This is a genomic window from Hymenobacter puniceus (genome assembly GCF_014333525.1).
Lineage (GTDB): Bacteria > Bacteroidota > Bacteroidia > Cytophagales > Hymenobacteraceae > Hymenobacter.
Genome location: NZ_JACSCX010000007.1, coordinates 233,133 through 249,509, shown reverse-complemented (window position 1 = coordinate 249,509; position 16,377 = coordinate 233,133). Strand labels below are relative to the sequence as shown.

Genomic DNA, 16,377 nt, shown 5'->3' with positions numbered 1-16,377 from the left:
TAGTGCCCGACTGTTTTCGGCCTTTTTGGTATCGTGACCTCAGAAGCTTAACATATGGATGGCTGCCACGGCGCCTTCCACACCTTTGTTGCCGTGCTTGCCACCGGCCCGGTCCCAGGCTTGCTCTAGCGTATTGGTGGTTACGAGCCCGAAGATGACCGGTTTGTTGAATTTGATGGCTACGTTGGTGATGCCACTGGCTACGGCGTGGCAGATGTAGTCGTCGTGCTTGGTTTCGCCCTGAATAACCACCCCCAGGCATATGACAGCATCAATCTGCTCGTGCTGGGCCAGTAACTGCGCGCCCAGCGTCAGCTCGAAGCTGCCGGGCACGGTGTTGCGAAAGATGTTCTCCTCCTTGGCGCCGTGCTTGATTAGCGTGTCGTAAGCGCCCTGGGCCAGGGTGTCGGTTATCTCACGGTTCCATTCGGCCACCACCAGCCCAAACCGCTTGTCAGAAATGTCGATGAAGTGGTCGGAGTTGTAGTCGCTCAGGTTCTTGAGGGCAGTTGCCATATAATCGCAGATGTTGCAGATTAAAGTTGATTACACAGATGCAGATGGTGGGTAGCCACCTAATGGCCTTGGGAATGAAGATGCAGGAACGCAGAATGCTTGGAGCCGCTCAGTGAGTATGAAAAAAGAAAGGACGGCATCAGACCGTCCTTTCTCTCTTACTCTGCGGAATCCATACATCTGCACAATCTGCGATTCTACTTGCCGCTTAGGGCTTCCACGCGGGCTTTGTACTGGCGGGCTTCGTTCACTTCAAACGAGGTCGGGTACTCGGTGATGATCCGGTCGTAGGCTTTTATGGCGCCTTCCGTGTCCTTGGCCAGCTCACGCGCGGTGGCTTCCTTCAGCAGGTATACCGGTGTGAATTGCTCGTTGGCGTTGTGGTTTGCGGCCTTGCTGTAAAAGTCGGCAGCTTCCTGGGGCTTGTTGAGTTCCAGGTTGGCGTCACCGAGCAGCGAGTAGGCACGGGCCTGCACTAGCAGGTCGTCGGAGGAGAAGTCTTCGAGGTAGTCGGCAGCGGCTTTATACTGGCCCTGCTTGAGGGCAGCCACACCGGCGTAGAAGTTGGCCAGGTTGCCAGCCTTCGTGCCGCTGTACTCGTTGGCTACGGTTTCCAGACCGGGGTTCTGGCCGTCGCCTTTCATGGCCTTTTGCAGCGAGTCGGCTTCCCAGTAGTTCACAGCCTGGAACATCACGGCCTGCGCCTTAGTATCCTGCGAAGCCCGCCAAGTGTAGAAGGCAAATGCCCCTACCACGGCCAGCACCACTACCGTCAGCAAACCAAGCAACACGTTTTTGTTGCGGCGCAGGAAGTCTTCCGAATCGGCCAGGCGTACGGCCAGTGCGTCCGGATCTTCCAGCATCGGGTGCTCCGTGGCATAGGTTTCTTGTCCTAGCGGATCGGCCGATACAGGCTGCTGGGGCTGACGGGCGCCGGGTGTCTTACCCGTGTATGGAATCTTCGACATGAGAAGTAACTGGAAAACGAAGACCGGAACCTGCGGACAGGTTCGCGGCGGAACTAGTCGCGAATGTAAGGGTAGTCCTGCTGCACGTACACGTCTTTGTAAAGCTCGTCGGCAGTGGGATAAGGAGACGTTTCGGCAAATTCCACCGACTGCAGCACCTGCGCCTTGATCTTCTCATCAATAGCCGCAAGGTCTTCCTCAGTGGCCATGTTGTTGGTGAGGATGGTGTGGCGGACCGATTCGATGACGTCGCGCGAGCGGTAGTCTTCCAACTCGTCTTTGGTGCGGTACTTGGCCGGGTCACTCATCGAGTGACCTTTGTAGCGGTAGGTTTTAAACTCCAGGAACGTGGGGCCTTCACCGGCGCGGGCACGCTCGGCGGCACGTGCCACGGCGTCGTGCACATCTTCCACGCTCATGCCGTTCACCGGCTCCGACGGCATGTCATAGCCACGGCCGATGTGATAGAGCTCCGTAACATTAGAGGTCCGCTGCACCGAAGTTCCCATGGCGTAGCCGTTGTTTTCTACCACGAAGATGACGGGCAGTTTCCAGAGCATGGCCATGTTGAAGGCTTCGTGCAGAGCGCCCTGGCGCACGGCGCCGTCGCCCATGTAGCAGATGCACAGGTTGCCGGTCTTGTTGTACTTCTCGGCGAAGGCAATGCCAGCACCCATGGGCACCTGCGCGCCCACGATGCCGTGGCCGCCGATGAAGTTCACTTCTTTATCGAAGATGTGCATCGAGCCGCCTTTGCCTTTCGAGCAGCCTGTAGCCTTGGCGTACAACTCCGCCATGATGGCGTCGGGCGAGGTGCCCAGCGCCAGCGGGTGCGCATGGTCGCGGTATGCCGTGATCCACTTATCGGACTTGGTCAGGGCCGAGGCGGCACCGGCGGCACAGGCTTCCTGCCCGATGTACAGGTGGCAGAAGCCTTTGATCTTCTGCTGCCCGTAGAGCTGGCCAGCCTTCTCTTCAAACTTGCGCATGAGCTGCATCTGCTCATACCAGCGCATGTACGTCTCTTTAGAAAACTTGGGCTTGGCTGCTTTCGCCGCTTTGCCGCTTTTCTTCGTATCGGCAGGAGCCGCGCCATTGGCGGGCGGCAGCACCGGATCCGGCTGAGTTACCGTTTTGGTAACCGCGTCACTTTTGGCCACGGCCTTCTGGGTCGGCGTTTTCTTTGCCGAGTTGGAAGCCTTGGGGGCAGCCTTTACTTTCGTCTCCGCCATGTTGCTTTCAGTTGTTCGCGTTTGGGATGCGAAAGTACGTAAAATGATTGCAATTCCGAACCCCGCGCATGATACTGGAAAGCCTGCAGCTACTGTTCTTTAAAAACTACGATGAAGCGAATTTGCGCCTGTCGCCGCGCATCAATTGCTTTATCGGCGACAATGGTAGCGGCAAGACCAACCTGCTTGATGCCATCCACTACCTTTCCCTTACTAAGAGTGCCTTCACCTCGGCTGATGCGCAAAGTATCAAGCAGGGTGAAGAGTTCTTCGTGGTCAAAGGCCGCTTTCAGCATCCAGACCCGGAAGCTCCAGCAACAGAGTCGGAGGCCATTCAGGTGAGCTTGCGGGCGGGGCAGAAAAAAGCGGTGTCACGCAACAAGCAACCCTACGAGCGGATAGCCGACCACATCGGCCGCTACCCGGCCGTGCTCATTTCGCCTTATGATACCGACCTGATCCGGCAGGGTAGCGAGGAGCGGCGCAAGTACTTCGACAGCCTCATGTCACAGCTCGACCATTCCTATCTGGAGCTGCTGATTTCCTACAACCACGTTCTGCGGCAGCGCAACTCCTTACTCAAGCTGGCTGCCGAGCGCTCGGGTGGCTACGACCGGGACTACCTGCTGGTCCTGGATGAGCAGCTGGTGCCGCTTGGCCTGCAGCTGGTAGCGGCCCGCCAGCAATTCCTGCTGGACTTCGAGCCACTCTTTCAGCGCCACTACCAACTGCTGGCCGACAGCCGCGAGCAGGTGACGTTAACCTATAAGAGTGAGCTGCCGGAAGCCAATTTTGCCAAGCTGCTCCGGGTGCAGGAGCGCAAAGACCTTACGCTGCAGCGCACCACCGCCGGCCCGCATAAAGACGACTTCGTGTTTCTGATGGATGGGCTGCCGGTGAAAAGCTACGGCTCGCAGGGTCAGCAGAAGTCCTACGTCATTGCGCTCAAGCTCGCGCAGTTTGAAATCCTGGCAGCACGCAATCAGCAAAAGCCCCTACTCCTGCTCGACGATATTTTCGACCGGCTGGATGAGAAGCGTATTGTGCGGCTGCTTCAGCTAGTCGCCGACCACACCTTCGGGCAGATTTTCCTCACCGATACTCACCTCGACCGGACTGATCTGGCGCTGGCCAGCATCACCGAGCAGATTAATCGTTTTCGGGTGGAGGCTGGCACCGTGCGGGCGGTGTAAGCAATGCCAGGGCGTTGTACCTTTGGGAGCAGCCTTGTGCTTTAACATAGTCTGCCCGCGCATTATTATACTGCACTGACGTGAAAAAACCTAGCAACTCCGAAAATTCACGTCGTGCCGATATTGTGTCCCTGAAAGATAGTATTCAGGCATTGCTAAAGGCGTACCGCTTGCAGGGTAAGCTCAACGAGGTGACGGTAGTTGGGAGTTGGGAAAAGGTAATGGGTAAGGCAGTGGCGTTGAAGACTCAGGAAGTATACGTCAGCAACGGCAAGCTCTTCGTCCGGCTTTCGTCGGCCCCACTGAAGCATGAGTTGGTGATGGCTAAAACCCGCGTGATGCAGCTCATTAATGATGAGGTAGGTGAAGCGGTTATTAAAGAGGTGGTTTTTCTATAGCGGCTTTCATGCCTAAAGGATTTATACCTAACACCACTCTTTAGTCGGTGTTCTCTAATCTATTATTGGCATAGAGACTTCGTTGCGGATTCAGGGGCCAGCAGTACCGCCTATTTTTCTTACGTGCCCCCATTTTAATTACTCTTCTGATAGCTTTCTGAATTCATCGAATCACTGGAGTTAGGTATCCTTCTAGTGGCCTCGATAATCTGGCAGCTATAACTGCACACTATACCGGTAGCCTACAGAGGTCCATTGTGCCTTATACCTGAGTGTCATTGAATCAGGACTACCTGGCTCGTCGTCTATCTTGCACAGGTGCGGTTGACTGAGTATCAGCCAGACCTACTTGCTATTTCTGCCTATGTCCCCCTACCCTCTTCCTGAATTTCGGTCCGTGGCTTACTCCCGGGTCACGCTCACCGAACTCATGATTCCCTCCTATGCCAACTTCGGTGGCAAGATCCACGGCGGCATACTCCTTTCGCTCATGGACAAGGTTGCTTATGCGGCTGCCTCCAAGCATGCAGGCACCTACTGCGTCACGGTGAGTGTGGATGGCGTGAACTTCCTGCAGCCAGTGGCGGTGGGCGAATTGGTGTCGTTGCTAGCCTCGGTGAATTATGTCGGGCGCACTTCGCTGTTGGTGGGCATCAAGGTCATTGCCGAGGACGTCCGGACTGGCACCGTCAAGCACACGAACACTTCCTACTTCACGATGGTGGCCAAGGACGACGAAGGGCACCCGACCCCAGTACCAGGACTGCTGCTCGAAACACCCGACGACACGCGGCGCTTTTTGGAGGCCATCAAACGGCGCGAGTTCAACACCCAATATCACCGTCAATTCAACGACGCCCGCACCGGCATGCACGCCGACAGCTTACTGTATTTGCTCGAGAATGAGCGGTGCAAATTGGCTTATTAGTCAACCCTATTTTTCCATCGAGCCAACCTACAAAAAGCCGCGGGGCACAGCAGACCTGGTCTGCTGTGCCCCGCGGCTTTTATGTGCAAAACTGTCTTACCCTGAATAGCTGGAACGATTTGAGAGCCTTGCCAACCAAGCATTATTGGCAAGCCCAGGCGACCATTAAACAGACAAAAATGTTTCACGTGGAACAATTTTGTTACCTCGGCCCATACACTTTCAACAGCAACTCATTATAGGCTTCAAGCAAGGCAATGTACTTAGTTTGGAGGGCTAAAAGCTGCTTACCAAGGTCTGGCTCGGGTTGTGATACAGAAACCGGCTTACCTGTAACACCATGTAACGCTGTAACATCGGGCCTGTTTGTTACAAATGGCAATGACACTTGTTGTACAACCGTAAAGTCATTGGAAAAATCGTGTCCGATTAAATCACCAACCTTCTTTACAAAAGAGTAATCAAGTGTCTCATCTTTGAATTTACGATATATAGTAGGACGTGTAATACCCAGTCCGTCCACGATACGTGTAATGGAAATACCGCTGTTTTTAATGGCTTCCTGGAGTATTTCGCCCTGATGTGGCATAGTAACGCGTGTTGCTTTATTGTGTCTGTAAATATGACAATACTGTTTCAAATAACAATACTGGACACACAACACTATTAGTGTTACAGTGTGTTCTTTACAATTACAAGGTGTATCATGTTACACACAACACACTTTACACTTTTCAATGTGCAACATTACACCTGCTTTATACAACTAGCCTTTCAATATTCCGAAACAACGATTCTAGGCATTCAGTAATGCTTATTACAGCAAAAAGCATCTGTAACACTGGGCTACAGACGCTTTAAGGGTGCCCGGACTGTGTCAGGACGTAGAAGCTTGGTTAGTGCACTACTTCAACAGCTAGTTCTGTTTGCCTACTCAGGTGTACAGCTGCAGCAAACGGTCAGGATAGTCAGTGGTAATACCGGCTACGCCCAGCGAAACCAAGCGAAGCATATCTGCCGGATTGTTCACCGTCCAGGGTACCAACTGCAGGCCTGATTGGGTGGTTTCTGCTACCAGTTGCGGCGTGACTAGGTCATGGCGCGGGCCGTATGTTTCCGGGGTGAACCCTAGCTGTTGCAGGTGCTCGGCAAAGGGCGTATTGTCTTCCACCAGCAGGCATAAGGGCAGTACTGGAAGGCGGCGCCGGGCCTCCTGCAGGATGCGCACATCGAAGCACAGCAGCGTGGTACGGGGCACCAGCGAGAGGCGCTGCAGCTCGGCCATCACCACCGAAACGTAGGCAGCCGGCGTTGGATGAAATAGGTTGTCGCCGGCCAGCTCGCTCTTCACTTCAATACTGAAACGAGGTGGGTTGTGGCCGAACTCCTGAGCTAATTGGTCGACGGTGGCTACCACTTCGCGCAGCAATGGCTTGTGGGCCGGTAGGGTCTGCTGCTGCGGAAAAGATGGGTGTTGCAGTTGCCCACAGTCGTACTCACGGATCTGGCTGTAGGACATCCGGTATAGATTGTGTTGCTGCTGCGTGGCAGCCGGAATGGGCTGGCCGGCGGGGTCCAGGCAGATAGTAGCACTCATCCAGGGCTCGTGTGAAACAACCACCTGCCCATCGGCAGAGAGCACCACATCCAGCTCCAGCACAGCCACGCCTAGGCGTACGGCGTGCAGGAAGGCAGGCAGTGTATTCTCAGGAAACAGGCCACGGCAACCCCGGTGTCCATGTATCTCGGGGCGAATGGAAGAAGCATTGGATAGAGCCATAGCAGCAGTACGCAGGCTCCATCGGAATAGCTGTCGGTTACCAATCGGTTGAAGCAGCTCCGCGGCAAAAGGCCGTTGAAATCCTGTATTTTCGCTGGCAACTTTTTCCCTCTTCCTATGAAACGATTGATTCTTTTGATTGTGTTAGTGGCACTGGCGGCTGGCGGCTACTTCTATTATCAAAGCCTGAAGGCGAGCCCCAAATATTCGCTGATGCAGGCTGCTAATGCCGTGCGTACTCATAACGTGGCCGACTTCGAGCGCTACGTGGATGTGAGCAGCGTGACGGGTAGTCTGGTAGACCAGGTTACCAATCAAGGCTCCGCACTGGGCTTGCTTAATCCGGGCGGTATGTTGTTCAAGGGAGCATTGCGGCTTATGAAGCCTCAACTGGCGCAGGCGGCGCGTAAGGAACTCAGCCGCTACATTGAAACCGGCTCGGTCGAAGCAGCCGCTGCGGCGCAGCCTGATAAGCTGCTGAACGTATCTATGTTAGGTCTGGCCGGCAAAGTGGTTAATCCGGATAGTCAGTTCAAAGACATCAAATATGTGACTGAACAAGGCGAGCAGGCGCTGGTAGGCTTGGAGTTTACGCAGCCTAAGTACGACACCACGCTGGTAGTAGAGCTAAAGATGCTGGACCGCGGCGACCATTGGCAAGTGACAGAAATCACCAACTCAGGCGAACTGCTTACGCACGTAGCACGCCTGGAAAAGAAGAGGCTGGTAGGAGGCCGCTGAACTGATGCACCCGCTGACCCCACTGCAAATGAAAAGCCCTGCTACTCGCATGAGTAGCAGGGCTTTTTACTGGCTCACAAAGGGAGCTTACTTGTCTTTGCCGAAAAGCAGGAAAGCCAGCGAACCAAGGAAGGGAAAGAAGAAAATGATCAGGCCCCAAACGATTTTCTTACCCAAAGACCACGGCTGCTGAAACAAACGATACAGCGCGTATATGGCGAGGATAAGGTGAATAACGCCGGCCGTAGTGAGCGAGCCATCAGCGTTGCGGGTACGGCCACAGCTGCTCAGAACAAAGGTGCTGAGCACTGCCAAAATACCAGTCAGGGAGAAAGACCGGCTACCGAAAGCAGAGGTGAGGAGGTTGTTCATGGGAGTAGAGAGTATGATGTTTGAAGGCCGTTTACGGGCCAGTAACCGGAATAGATATACATAGCAGAATAACAATTTTACAACTAGTTGATTTACAATATATTAGCTATGTAAAGCTGTGCTTGTTGCCAGAAATTGAATGCCGACGATGGCAACAAGGCCAACGTAACCAGCACGCCATACAAAGCGCCGTAGAAGTGGGCATCGTGGTTGATGTTATCGGCGTTGCGGCGGCTCATATAGTAGGAATAAGCCAAGTAGAGCAGGCCAAATATGAACGGCTGAATGGGAATTGGGAGTGGGAAGATGTAGATACCGCCGCCGCCGGGCGCCACCGGAAACAGCAGCACGCTGGCAAATACCACCGATGACACACCACCCGAAGCGCCCAGGCTATGGTAGCCGGGATTGTGGCGGTGGCGGAAAAATGTGGGCACCGACGACAGGATAATGCCTCCCAGGTACAGCAACAGAAAAAACCCAATGCCCACCCCCACTCCATAGCTACCTACGTATGTGCGCAGCACGATGGGGCTGAACGAGTAGAAGGCAAACATGTTAAACAGCAGGTGCGTCAGGTCGGCGTGCAGGAAGCCGGAGGTAAGAAACCGGTACCACTGCTGTCGCTGTTGCATCAGGTAGGGGCTCAGGATCCAGCTATCGAGCAAAGCACGGTTCGACCACGCGTACATCGAAATGCCGGCCGTGAGGGCTATTAGAATCAGAATCGGGTTGAGGAAGGACATGCCGAAGGAATAGAAAAGAAATTAAGCGCGTTTAAGGCGCGTCAGGCGCATGCTGGCTCCCAGGAAGGCGCTCGTATCACAAAAGCATTAGGAGGCCGCTCAGAGGCGCGTAAAACGCCTGAGCAGACAAGCTATGGCGCGGACTCCAATACGCAGCCCTTACGCCTGCACATGTGGCATGATATACCCACAAGCGGAGGAGCTACAGACTGAAATGCGCGCCACAGCTACCCGGCCTAGCTCTCGCGCTCCAGCAACTGGAGGGCTAGGTGGCGTAGAGGCTCTTTGCGGGCAGCTGGCACGCTCACGCGGTCCAGGTGCTGCAAGGCGTCCTCGAAGTAGTGGTTGATGCGGGCCTCGGTCTGGGGGCGGATACCGAGCTCGTCGTAGAGGGCGCGCACGGCCTGCACTTTGGCATCGGCATCAAGAATGGGCTGGCCGATATGGCGGGCCAGCTGGGCGCACTGGGTTTCGTTGGCCTGGGCTTGGGCCGTAAGCAGCAGGAAGGTTTTCTTGTCACTGAGGATGTCGCCGCCGACGCGTTTGCCGAAGGTGGCGGCGTCGCCGTACACATCCAGCAGGTCGTCGCGGAGCTGGAAGGCTACGCCGATGCCTTCCCCAAACAGGCGCAGGTGCTCGGCATCGTCCTCGGAGCCGCCGCCCAGCCGGGCGCCCAGCTCCAGCGCGAAGCCCAGCAATACGGCCGTTTTCAGCCGAATCATGTCAACGTACTGCTCAATGCTGACCTCGGTTTCCGTCTCGAAGTTCATGTCCCACTGCTGGCCTTCGCACACCTCAGCGGCCGTCTGGCTGAAGCGGCGCAGCATGGGCGCCAACAAAGCGGGCGGCATATCAAACAGCAGCTCGTAGGCCCGCACCAGCATCACGTCGCCTGAGAGGATGGCCACGTTGGGGTTCCACTTTTCGTGCACCGTGGGCTGGCCGCGGCGCAGCGGCGCTTGGTCCATGATGTCGTCGTGGAGCAGGGTGAAGTTGTGAAACACCTCCACGGCCAATGCGGGCTTCAGAGCCACGTCCAGCGCGTCGGTATAGAGCTGGGCGCCCAGCAGCGTGAGCAGCGGCCGGATGCGCTTACCACCCAGCGCCATGATGTAGCGGATGGGCTCGTAGAGGGCGGTAGGCTGGTCGCCGTAGTGCAGCTCGGCCAGAGCCGTAGTGAGCTTATGAGAAAGGGCAGTGAGGTCCACAGAAACAGATAAAGGTTCGGAGAGGAAAGGTACGGAAGAGTAGCTGAGTGGCTGGGTAGACCGGAAGCCATAAAAAACGCCTGTCATCCTGAGCAAAGCGAAGGACCTTGCTACATTGAAATGAGTAGTTGTGGTATCAACCGTTTCAACGTAACAAGGTCCTTCGCTTTGCTCAGGATGACAGGCGAATCTGTGACAGCGCCCTCCTAGCGGCGGCGCTTGCCTTTGTTGTCGCCACCGCCGCCGGGGCGGCCGCCACCGCTGCTGCGCTCAGGGCGGTAGCCGCGGGGCTTGCTGTTCTCGCGGCGCTCCTGTAGCTCGCGCTGCTTCACGGCGTCGGGGCGGTTGTCCACCAGCTCGAAGTCGATGGTACGGTCGAGCAGATTGGCCGATTTCACAATCACCTGCAACTCGTCGCCGAACTGAATAATGCGCTTGCTGCGCTGGCCCACGATGCGGTAGTTGTCGCGGTCCAGCTCGAAATGGTCGCCAGGAATCTCGCTCAGGCGCACCATGCCTTCGCACTTATTCTCTTCGATTTCTACGTACATACCGCGCTCCGTGAGGCCCGACACCACGCCGGTGAACGTCTCGCCGATGACCTCTGACATGAACTCTACCTGCTTGTACTTGATGCTGGCGCGCTCAGCGGAAGCCGCCACTTTCTCGCGCTCCGAGGAGTGCTTACACTCTTCTTCCACGGGCTCTACGTCCACGTTTTTGCCGCCCTCCAGGTAGTGCTCCAGCAGGCGGTGCGCCATCATATCGGGGTAGCGGCGGATGGGCGAGGTGAAGTGCGAGTAGTGCTCGAAGGCCAGGCCGAAGTGCCCCAGCGGCTCGGTGGTGTAGATAGCCTTGCTCATGGTGCGCACGGCCAGGGTTTGCAGTACGTTCTGCTCGGGCCGGCCGATTACCTCTGTTGAGAGGTCATTCAGTTCGGTGCTGATTTTCTTCGGGTTCGTCAGGTCCAAGTTGTGGCCAAATTTCTTGGCGAACAGCGCGAAGGTCTGCAGGCGGTCCGGGTCGGGGGCTTCGTGCACGCGGTACACCATCGTGAAGCGCGGCTTGCGGCTTTTGAGCTTGAACACGAACTCGGCCACCTTGCGGTTGGCGAGCAGCATGAACTCCTCAATCATCTTGTGCGCGTCCTTACGCTCCTTCACGTACACACCCAGCGGCTTGCCGTTCTCGTCCAGCTTGAACTTCACTTCCTGCGTCTCGAAGCTGATGGCTCCCTGCTTGAAGCGGGTTGCGCAGAGCTTCTTGGCAATGCTGTTCATGAGCTGGATTTCGGTGGTGTAGTCCGAGTCCAGCCCTTCGATGCGCTCCTGCGCTTCCTCATAGGCGAAGCGGCGGTCGGAGTGGATAATGGTTTTGCCGAACCACGACTCGAAGAGCTTGCCGTTTTCGTCGAGCTCAAACACGGCCGAAAAGGTCAGTTTATCCTCGTTGGGGCGCAACGAGCAGAGGCCGTTGGAGAGGCGCTCAGGCAGCATCGGAATCACCCGGTCCACGAGGTAAACTGAAGTGGCGCGGTGCTTGGCTTCCTGCTCCAGCGCGGTACCGGGCCGCACGTAGTGCGTCACGTCGGCGATGTGCACGCCGATTTCCCAGTGGCCGTTTTCCAGCTTCTGAATGCTCAACGCATCGTCGAAGTCCTTGGCGTCGGCGGGGTCGATGGTGAAAGTGGTGATGTGGCGGAAGTCGCGGCGGCGCTCCACTTCCGAGGCCGGAATGACTTCGGAAATCGACTCCGACTCCTCCTCCACTTCAGCCGGGAATTCAAACGGCAAGCCGAACTCGGCCATGATGGCGTTTATCTCGGCTTCGTTGGCACCGGCCTGGCCGAAGCTGCGCACCACCTCGCCCAGCGGCGAGCGGCCGGCATCGTCCTCCGGAAACTCGGTGATGCGCACCAGCACTTTCTCGCCATCCACGGCGCCGTGCAGATTCTCGAAGGGCACGAATACGTCGAAGTACATCTTGCGATTATCAGGCTTCACGAAGCCAATACCACCGCGCACCTGCAGGCGGCCTACCACCTCGGGGCGCACCCGCTTGAGCACTTCCACCACGTCGCCGACGGGGCGGCCGTCGCGGGAGCCACGCAGACGCAGGCGCACCGTGTCGCCATGCATGGCAAAGCGCAGTCGGTCGGTGAACACGCGCACGTCGCTTTCACTTTCCTCGGAAATCACGAAGGCAAATTTGTCGGTAGCCAGGGCTACCGTGCCCACAATGGTGTCGGCGTGGGAGTCGTGGCGGCGGCGCGAATCGGTGGTGCTGGCCGCATCGGGGAAGTCGAAGCCGGCCTCGCGGCGGCGGTGCACCACGGGGTCCTGGCCGAACTCGGCCTCGGGCGAGCGGGCGCTGCGGCGGGCAGGAGCCGCCTCGGTTTTGCGCGAGTTGCGGCCACTGGCAGCATCCGCCGCGGCGGGCGCGGCACTGGGGTCGGTGAGACGGTATTCGTCGTTCTGCACCAGCGTAAGCAAGCCGGCTTTCTTTAGCGCCTTGAGGTGACTGAATACTTCGTCGCGCTGCTCACGGGTGGTGACGCCCAGTCGGCGGGAAATCTGGCGGTAAGCCAGCACCTTTTCAGGATTGTCGCGGAAGATGCGGAATACCAGGTCCTGGGAAATAAGGGCAGCATCGGAGCTGCCGGAGGCTGCCTTCGCGCGGTCGGCGCGGGGGGCGGCGGAGTCGTCTTTTCTTTTCATTTAGAAAATTGGAGCCGCCAGTGGTTGTCTTTTTCGCAGGCGGCGGGGGTTGATGGGAAGGAAGCAGCCAGAACCGGCGCACCTTCTGTAAGAAACAATATCGGCCGTACTACGGGCCTCGGAAAGATGATACGAAATATAGGAAGCAATAACTATTCCGGGCTGAAAATAGCCGGTTATGGTTGGGTTACGCGGGGCCTACAAGACGCCCATAACTTGGGCCTGGCTGTCCGCGACCAGCAAGTTGCTTGGCGTATCGGGCAGGCAGGGTAAGTGCTAAGTACGAGCACCAACGCGGCTCCGTGCGGAAAAGTGCCGGCTTTCTTAGCTGGTCGTGTAAGAAGTCGAAGACGCACAACGACGCGCATTCACTACATTTTTTTGGCCCGCGAGATGCTCCGCTCTGCATGAGTGTGTGCTCCTACTTCTCTCCTACGCCCGGCTGGCCACAGCAGCGCGGATGTCGGCGGGGGTGTCTTTGGGGATGGCGGCCAGCAGCTGCTTGGTGTACTCGTGCCGGGGGTTGGCGTAGATGTCGGCGGCGGGGCCGCTTTCCACGATCTGGCCCTGGCGCATCACCAGCAGCCGGTCGGACATGAAGCGGGCCACGGAGAGGTCATGGGTGATGAACAGGTAGGTGATGCCGAACTCGCGCTTGAGGTCGTTGAGCAGGTTGAGCACCTGCGCCTGCACCGACACGTCTAGGGCCGACACGGATTCGTCGCAGATGATGCACTTGGGCTGCAGGGCTAGGGCGCGGGCAATGCAGATGCGCTGGCGCTGGCCGCCGCTGAACTCGTGCGGGTAGCGCTGGTACTGGGCTTCGGTAAGGCCCACGGTGCGCAGCAGCTCCAGCACCCGAGCCTTCTGCTGCTCTTTGGTGCCGCCCACGTTGTGCACGCGCATGGGCTCCAGGATGGCCTCGCCCACGGTCATCATCGGGTTGAGGGCAGCGTAGGGGTCCTGGAACACCATCTGAAACTCGCGGCGGCGGCGGCGTAGCTGCTCGGCCGGCAGCTTGGCCAGGTCCTCGCCTTCGAACAGGATGCTGCCCGAGGTGGGCTCCACCAGCCGCAGCAGCGCCCGGCCCAGCGTGGTCTTGCCGCACCCCGACTCCCCCACCAGCCCGACAGTTTCGCCCGGATACACATCAAAGCTGACACCGTCCACGGCCCGCACAAACTCGGGCTTGCGGTTGAAGAAGCTCTTGCGAATCGGAAAGTGCACATTCAGATTCTCGACGCGGAGAATGGGTTGGAGGTTAGTTGTCGGTTGGTCGTTGTCAGTTGGTGGGGCAGTTGGTGCTGGCGACGCGGGTGTCCCAGGGTTGAAACCCTGGGCTACGGAGCTAGTATCAGGTACCGGCACGCTGACTAGCCCAGGGCTTGAGCCCTGGGAATTCAGCGCATCAACACCAAGCAGCGGCTGGCCTGATTCCAGGCTGGGGGCTGTTTCCAAGCCAAATTCGGGAAATGCGGGGCGTGAAACGCTATGTTCCACGGGGAACGTTTTGGCAGTTTCAATATCGTTTTGAGATGCCAGCAGCGTGGCATCACCAATTTCATTAGCAGCTAGTTGCGCGTGGCCAGTTTCAGTGCTAATAAAGCCCCCATCGGCCGTTTCCTGCATAAAATCAGCCACTACAGGAAGTTTTTTGCGGCCCACGGAAAGTTTTGGGCGGCAGGCCAGCAGGCCCTTGGTGTAGGGATGCTGCGGGTTGGTGAAGATGTCGAGCACGGCGCCCTGCTCTACCACGCGGCCGCGATACATCACCAGAATCCGGTCGGCTATTTCGGCCACCACGCCCAGGTCGTGGGTGATGAAGATGACGGCGGTGTTGTGCTGGCGGCGCAGGTCGTCGATGAGGCGGAGCATGCGGGCCTGCACCGTCACGTCGAGGGCGGTGGTGGGCTCGTCGGCAATGAGGATGGCGGGGTTGCAGGCCATGGCCATGGCAATCATCACGCGCTGCTTCTGGCCGCCGCTGATTTCGTGGGGGTAGCTGGTGAAGATTTTCTCGGGGCGCGGCAGCTGGGCCATCGTGAACAGCTCCACAGTGCGGGCCTCGGCTTCCTTCTCGCTGAGCGTGGTGTGCAGACGCAGGGCCTCCACCACCTGGCTGCCGCAGGTATACACCGGGTTCAGCGAGGTCATCGGCTCCTGAAAAATCATCCCGATGTCGTTGCCGCGCACTTTTTGCAGCTGCTTATCGGTGAGTTGCAGCAAGTCTACCTCCCCTAGCGCCTCGCTCTGAAAGCGCGCCTCGCCACTCACAATCCGGCCGGGCGGCAGCGGAATCAGGCCCATCAAGGCCAGCGACGTCACCGACTTGCCCGAGCCCGACTCGCCCACGATGGCCAGTGTCTCGCCCCGGTGCAGGTCAAAGGAAATGTCCTGCACGGCCCGCGTGTTGCCGCGGTGGCTGTTGAAGTCGATGGTGAGGTTGCGAACGGAAAGGATGGGCTGGGGCATAGCAAGCAGGTAGATCAGTAAAGATAGGCGCTGCTGTAGAGACGCAACACTTCGCGTCCCGCTGTTGAACGGCCGAAACAACTGTAGAGACGCAATATTTTGCGTCTCGCCGTTGAACGGCCGAAACAGCCCAGTTGCAACAACATCAGCAACGAAAAGACGCAAAATATTGCGTCTCTACAACGAAAACGGCCCGCCGGAACGATTCCGGCGGGCCGCTTTCAGGCAAAAACGCAGGCTGCTACACCACTTCCGACGAGGCTTCGGCGTCGTGGCGGGCCTGGGCGGCGGTGGGGTCGTTGGCGGCCAGCGGATGGGCTTTTTCGTCTTCGGTGCTGTAGAAACGATTTTGGAACAGTAGAATCAGCACCACGCCCACGAAGATGCTGGAGTCGGCGATGTTGAAGATGGGGAAGTCCGGAATCATGTCCCCGCCGACCAACGGCCACGAGGCGGGGAAGAAACCGTCGGGGAAATCCACGAAAATCATGTCAATCACCTGCCCGTGCAGCCAGGGCGTGGGGGCGCCGTACACCGTGAGGGCGGGGCCATAGACGATGCCGTAGAAGATGGAATCCACGAGGTTGCCGATGGCGCCGCCCAGAATCAGGGCAATACACACCATCAGGCCCTGCGGCGCGCGCTGCTTCCAGAGGCGGTAGATGTAGTAGCTGATGCCCGAAACTGCCACCAGCCGGAACAGCGTGAGCAGCACTTTGCCGTAGGGCGCGGGCAGTTCCACCCCGAAGGCCATGCCCGGATTGGTGGTGTAGTGCAGCTTCAGCCAGTCGCCGAGCAGCGGGATTTCGCCGGGCATGCCGAGCGGCATGTAGCGGTGCACGGCCCACTTGGAGAGCTGATCAATGACGATGACCAGCACGGCCACGAGGTAGTATTTCCAGTACTTCATTCTTCGGAAGTGAGAGGTTAGAAGTGAGAAGTGAGACGCTGAGCTGACGTCTTGTCAGAACTAGTCCCTCTCCCCTCTCGTGGCACAAAGTGACGCAGAATTTTAGACTTCAGCCTCACGGGTGAGAGCCGGGCCGGTGCGCCGTTGGTATATGTTTCGGGTGGCGGTTTATGCCGTTTTGAGCCTGATTCGGTGG

At 57.7% G+C, this 16,377-nt stretch carries 15 protein-coding genes; 4 read left to right on the top strand and 11 right to left on the bottom strand.

Annotated elements, in window-relative coordinates; all coding sequences use genetic code 11:
* Positions 1 to 39: 39 nt before the first annotated feature.
* From ribH to pdhA, 3 genes are all read right to left on the bottom strand, one after another.
* Positions 40 to 516, bottom strand: a complete 477-nt coding sequence (gene ribH, locus H8B14_RS18220) for a 6,7-dimethyl-8-ribityllumazine synthase (protein ID WP_187317096.1) — start codon at positions 514 to 516, stop codon at positions 40 to 42.
* A gap of 197 nt (positions 517 to 713) precedes the next feature.
* Entirely contained in the window at positions 714 to 1,484 is a 771-nt protein-coding gene (locus H8B14_RS18215; protein WP_187317095.1) for a tetratricopeptide repeat protein, read from the bottom strand.
* 53 nt (positions 1,485 to 1,537) lie between these two features.
* Complete coding sequence (gene pdhA, locus H8B14_RS18210) at positions 1,538 to 2,500, bottom strand: pyruvate dehydrogenase (acetyl-transferring) E1 component subunit alpha (protein ID WP_187317118.1); 963 nt, start codon at positions 2,498 to 2,500, stop codon at positions 1,538 to 1,540.
* A gap of 284 nt (positions 2,501 to 2,784) precedes the next feature.
* Here pdhA and recF point away from each other — a divergent pair, with 284 nt between their 5' ends.
* The 3 genes from recF (at position 2,785) to H8B14_RS18195 (ending at position 5,235) form a co-directional block, all read left to right on the top strand.
* A complete protein-coding gene (gene recF / locus H8B14_RS18205; protein ID WP_187317094.1) occupies positions 2,785 to 3,909 on the top strand; it encodes a DNA replication/repair protein RecF in 1,125 nt (374 codons plus the stop codon).
* A gap of 80 nt (positions 3,910 to 3,989) precedes the next feature.
* The gene (locus H8B14_RS18200; RefSeq protein WP_187317093.1) at positions 3,990 to 4,307 is read left to right on the top strand and encodes a DUF721 domain-containing protein; all 318 of its coding nucleotides are present in this window, start codon (positions 3,990 to 3,992) and stop codon (positions 4,305 to 4,307) included.
* 430 nt (positions 4,308 to 4,737) lie between these two features.
* Entirely contained in the window at positions 4,738 to 5,235 is a 498-nt protein-coding gene (locus tag H8B14_RS18195) for an acyl-CoA thioesterase (protein WP_187317117.1), read from the top strand.
* A gap of 202 nt (positions 5,236 to 5,437) precedes the next feature.
* Here the strand turns inward: H8B14_RS18195 and H8B14_RS18190 are convergent, their stop codons facing one another.
* Both H8B14_RS18190 and H8B14_RS18185 read right to left on the bottom strand, forming a co-directional pair.
* A complete protein-coding gene (locus H8B14_RS18190; RefSeq protein ID WP_187317092.1) occupies positions 5,438 to 5,824 on the bottom strand; it encodes a helix-turn-helix domain-containing protein in 387 nt (128 codons plus the stop codon).
* A gap of 345 nt (positions 5,825 to 6,169) precedes the next feature.
* Positions 6,170 to 7,015, bottom strand: coding sequence for a glycerophosphodiester phosphodiesterase family protein (locus H8B14_RS18185; protein ID WP_187317091.1), 846 nt, complete (start codon positions 7,013 to 7,015; stop codon positions 6,170 to 6,172).
* 117 nt (positions 7,016 to 7,132) lie between these two features.
* Here H8B14_RS18185 and H8B14_RS18180 point away from each other — a divergent pair, with 117 nt between their 5' ends.
* A complete protein-coding gene (locus tag H8B14_RS18180; RefSeq protein WP_187317090.1) occupies positions 7,133 to 7,756 on the top strand; it encodes a DUF2939 domain-containing protein in 624 nt (207 codons plus the stop codon).
* An 87-nt stretch (positions 7,757 to 7,843) separates the two neighbouring features.
* Here H8B14_RS18180 and H8B14_RS18175 read toward each other — a convergent pair whose 3' ends face one another.
* The 6 genes from H8B14_RS18175 to H8B14_RS18150 form a co-directional block, all read right to left on the bottom strand.
* A complete protein-coding gene (locus H8B14_RS18175; protein WP_187317089.1) occupies positions 7,844 to 8,128 on the bottom strand; it encodes a PLD nuclease N-terminal domain-containing protein in 285 nt (94 codons plus the stop codon).
* Positions 8,129 to 8,220: 92 nt separating this feature from the next.
* Positions 8,221 to 8,874 (bottom strand): rhomboid family intramembrane serine protease, encoded by a 654-nt coding sequence (locus H8B14_RS18170; protein WP_187317088.1) that lies wholly within the window; start codon positions 8,872 to 8,874, stop codon positions 8,221 to 8,223.
* Between the two features lie 236 nt (positions 8,875 to 9,110).
* On the bottom strand, positions 9,111 to 10,082 hold the full coding sequence (locus tag H8B14_RS18165; RefSeq protein ID WP_315984851.1) for a polyprenyl synthetase family protein: 972 nt from the start codon (positions 10,080 to 10,082) through the stop codon (positions 9,111 to 9,113).
* 206 nt (positions 10,083 to 10,288) lie between these two features.
* The gene (rnr, locus tag H8B14_RS18160) at positions 10,289 to 12,799 is read right to left on the bottom strand and encodes a ribonuclease R (RefSeq protein ID WP_187317086.1); all 2,511 of its coding nucleotides are present in this window, start codon (positions 12,797 to 12,799) and stop codon (positions 10,289 to 10,291) included.
* A 432-nt stretch (positions 12,800 to 13,231) separates the two neighbouring features.
* Entirely contained in the window at positions 13,232 to 15,271 is a 2,040-nt protein-coding gene (locus H8B14_RS18155; RefSeq protein ID WP_187317085.1) for an ABC transporter ATP-binding protein, read from the bottom strand.
* 241 nt (positions 15,272 to 15,512) lie between these two features.
* A complete protein-coding gene (locus H8B14_RS18150) occupies positions 15,513 to 16,181 on the bottom strand; it encodes a lipoprotein signal peptidase (protein ID WP_187317084.1) in 669 nt (222 codons plus the stop codon).
* Positions 16,182 to 16,377: the final 196 nt, after the last annotated feature.

Bases quoted from the DNA above. Each gene is read 5' to 3' on its own strand.
- ribH (WP_187317096.1), bottom strand. From the start codon at position 516: ATGGCAACTGCCCTCAAGAACCTGAGCGACTACAACTCCGACCACTTC.
- H8B14_RS18215 (WP_187317095.1), bottom strand. From the start codon at position 1,484: ATGTCGAAGATTCCATACACGGGTAAGACACCCGGCGCCCGTCAGCCC.
- pdhA (WP_187317118.1), bottom strand. From the start codon at position 2,500: ATGCGCTGGTATGAGCAGATGCAGCTCATGCGCAAGTTTGAAGAGAAG.
- recF (WP_187317094.1), top strand. From the start codon at position 2,785: ATGATACTGGAAAGCCTGCAGCTACTGTTCTTTAAAAACTACGATGAA.
- H8B14_RS18195 (WP_187317117.1), top strand. From the start codon at position 4,738: ATGATTCCCTCCTATGCCAACTTCGGTGGCAAGATCCACGGCGGCATA.
- H8B14_RS18190 (WP_187317092.1), bottom strand. From the start codon at position 5,824: ATGCCACATCAGGGCGAAATACTCCAGGAAGCCATTAAAAACAGCGGT.
- H8B14_RS18185 (WP_187317091.1), bottom strand. From the start codon at position 7,015: ATGGCTCTATCCAATGCTTCTTCCATTCGCCCCGAGATACATGGACAC.
- H8B14_RS18180 (WP_187317090.1), top strand. From the start codon at position 7,133: ATGAAACGATTGATTCTTTTGATTGTGTTAGTGGCACTGGCGGCTGGC.
- H8B14_RS18175 (WP_187317089.1), bottom strand. From the start codon at position 8,128: ATGAACAACCTCCTCACCTCTGCTTTCGGTAGCCGGTCTTTCTCCCTG.
- H8B14_RS18170 (WP_187317088.1), bottom strand. From the start codon at position 8,874: ATGTCCTTCCTCAACCCGATTCTGATTCTAATAGCCCTCACGGCCGGC.
- rnr (WP_187317086.1), bottom strand. From the start codon at position 12,799: ATGAAAAGAAAAGACGACTCCGCCGCCCCCCGCGCCGACCGCGCGAAG.
- H8B14_RS18155 (WP_187317085.1), bottom strand. From the start codon at position 15,271: ATGCCCCAGCCCATCCTTTCCGTTCGCAACCTCACCATCGACTTCAAC.
- H8B14_RS18150 (WP_187317084.1), bottom strand. From the start codon at position 16,181: ATGAAGTACTGGAAATACTACCTCGTGGCCGTGCTGGTCATCGTCATT.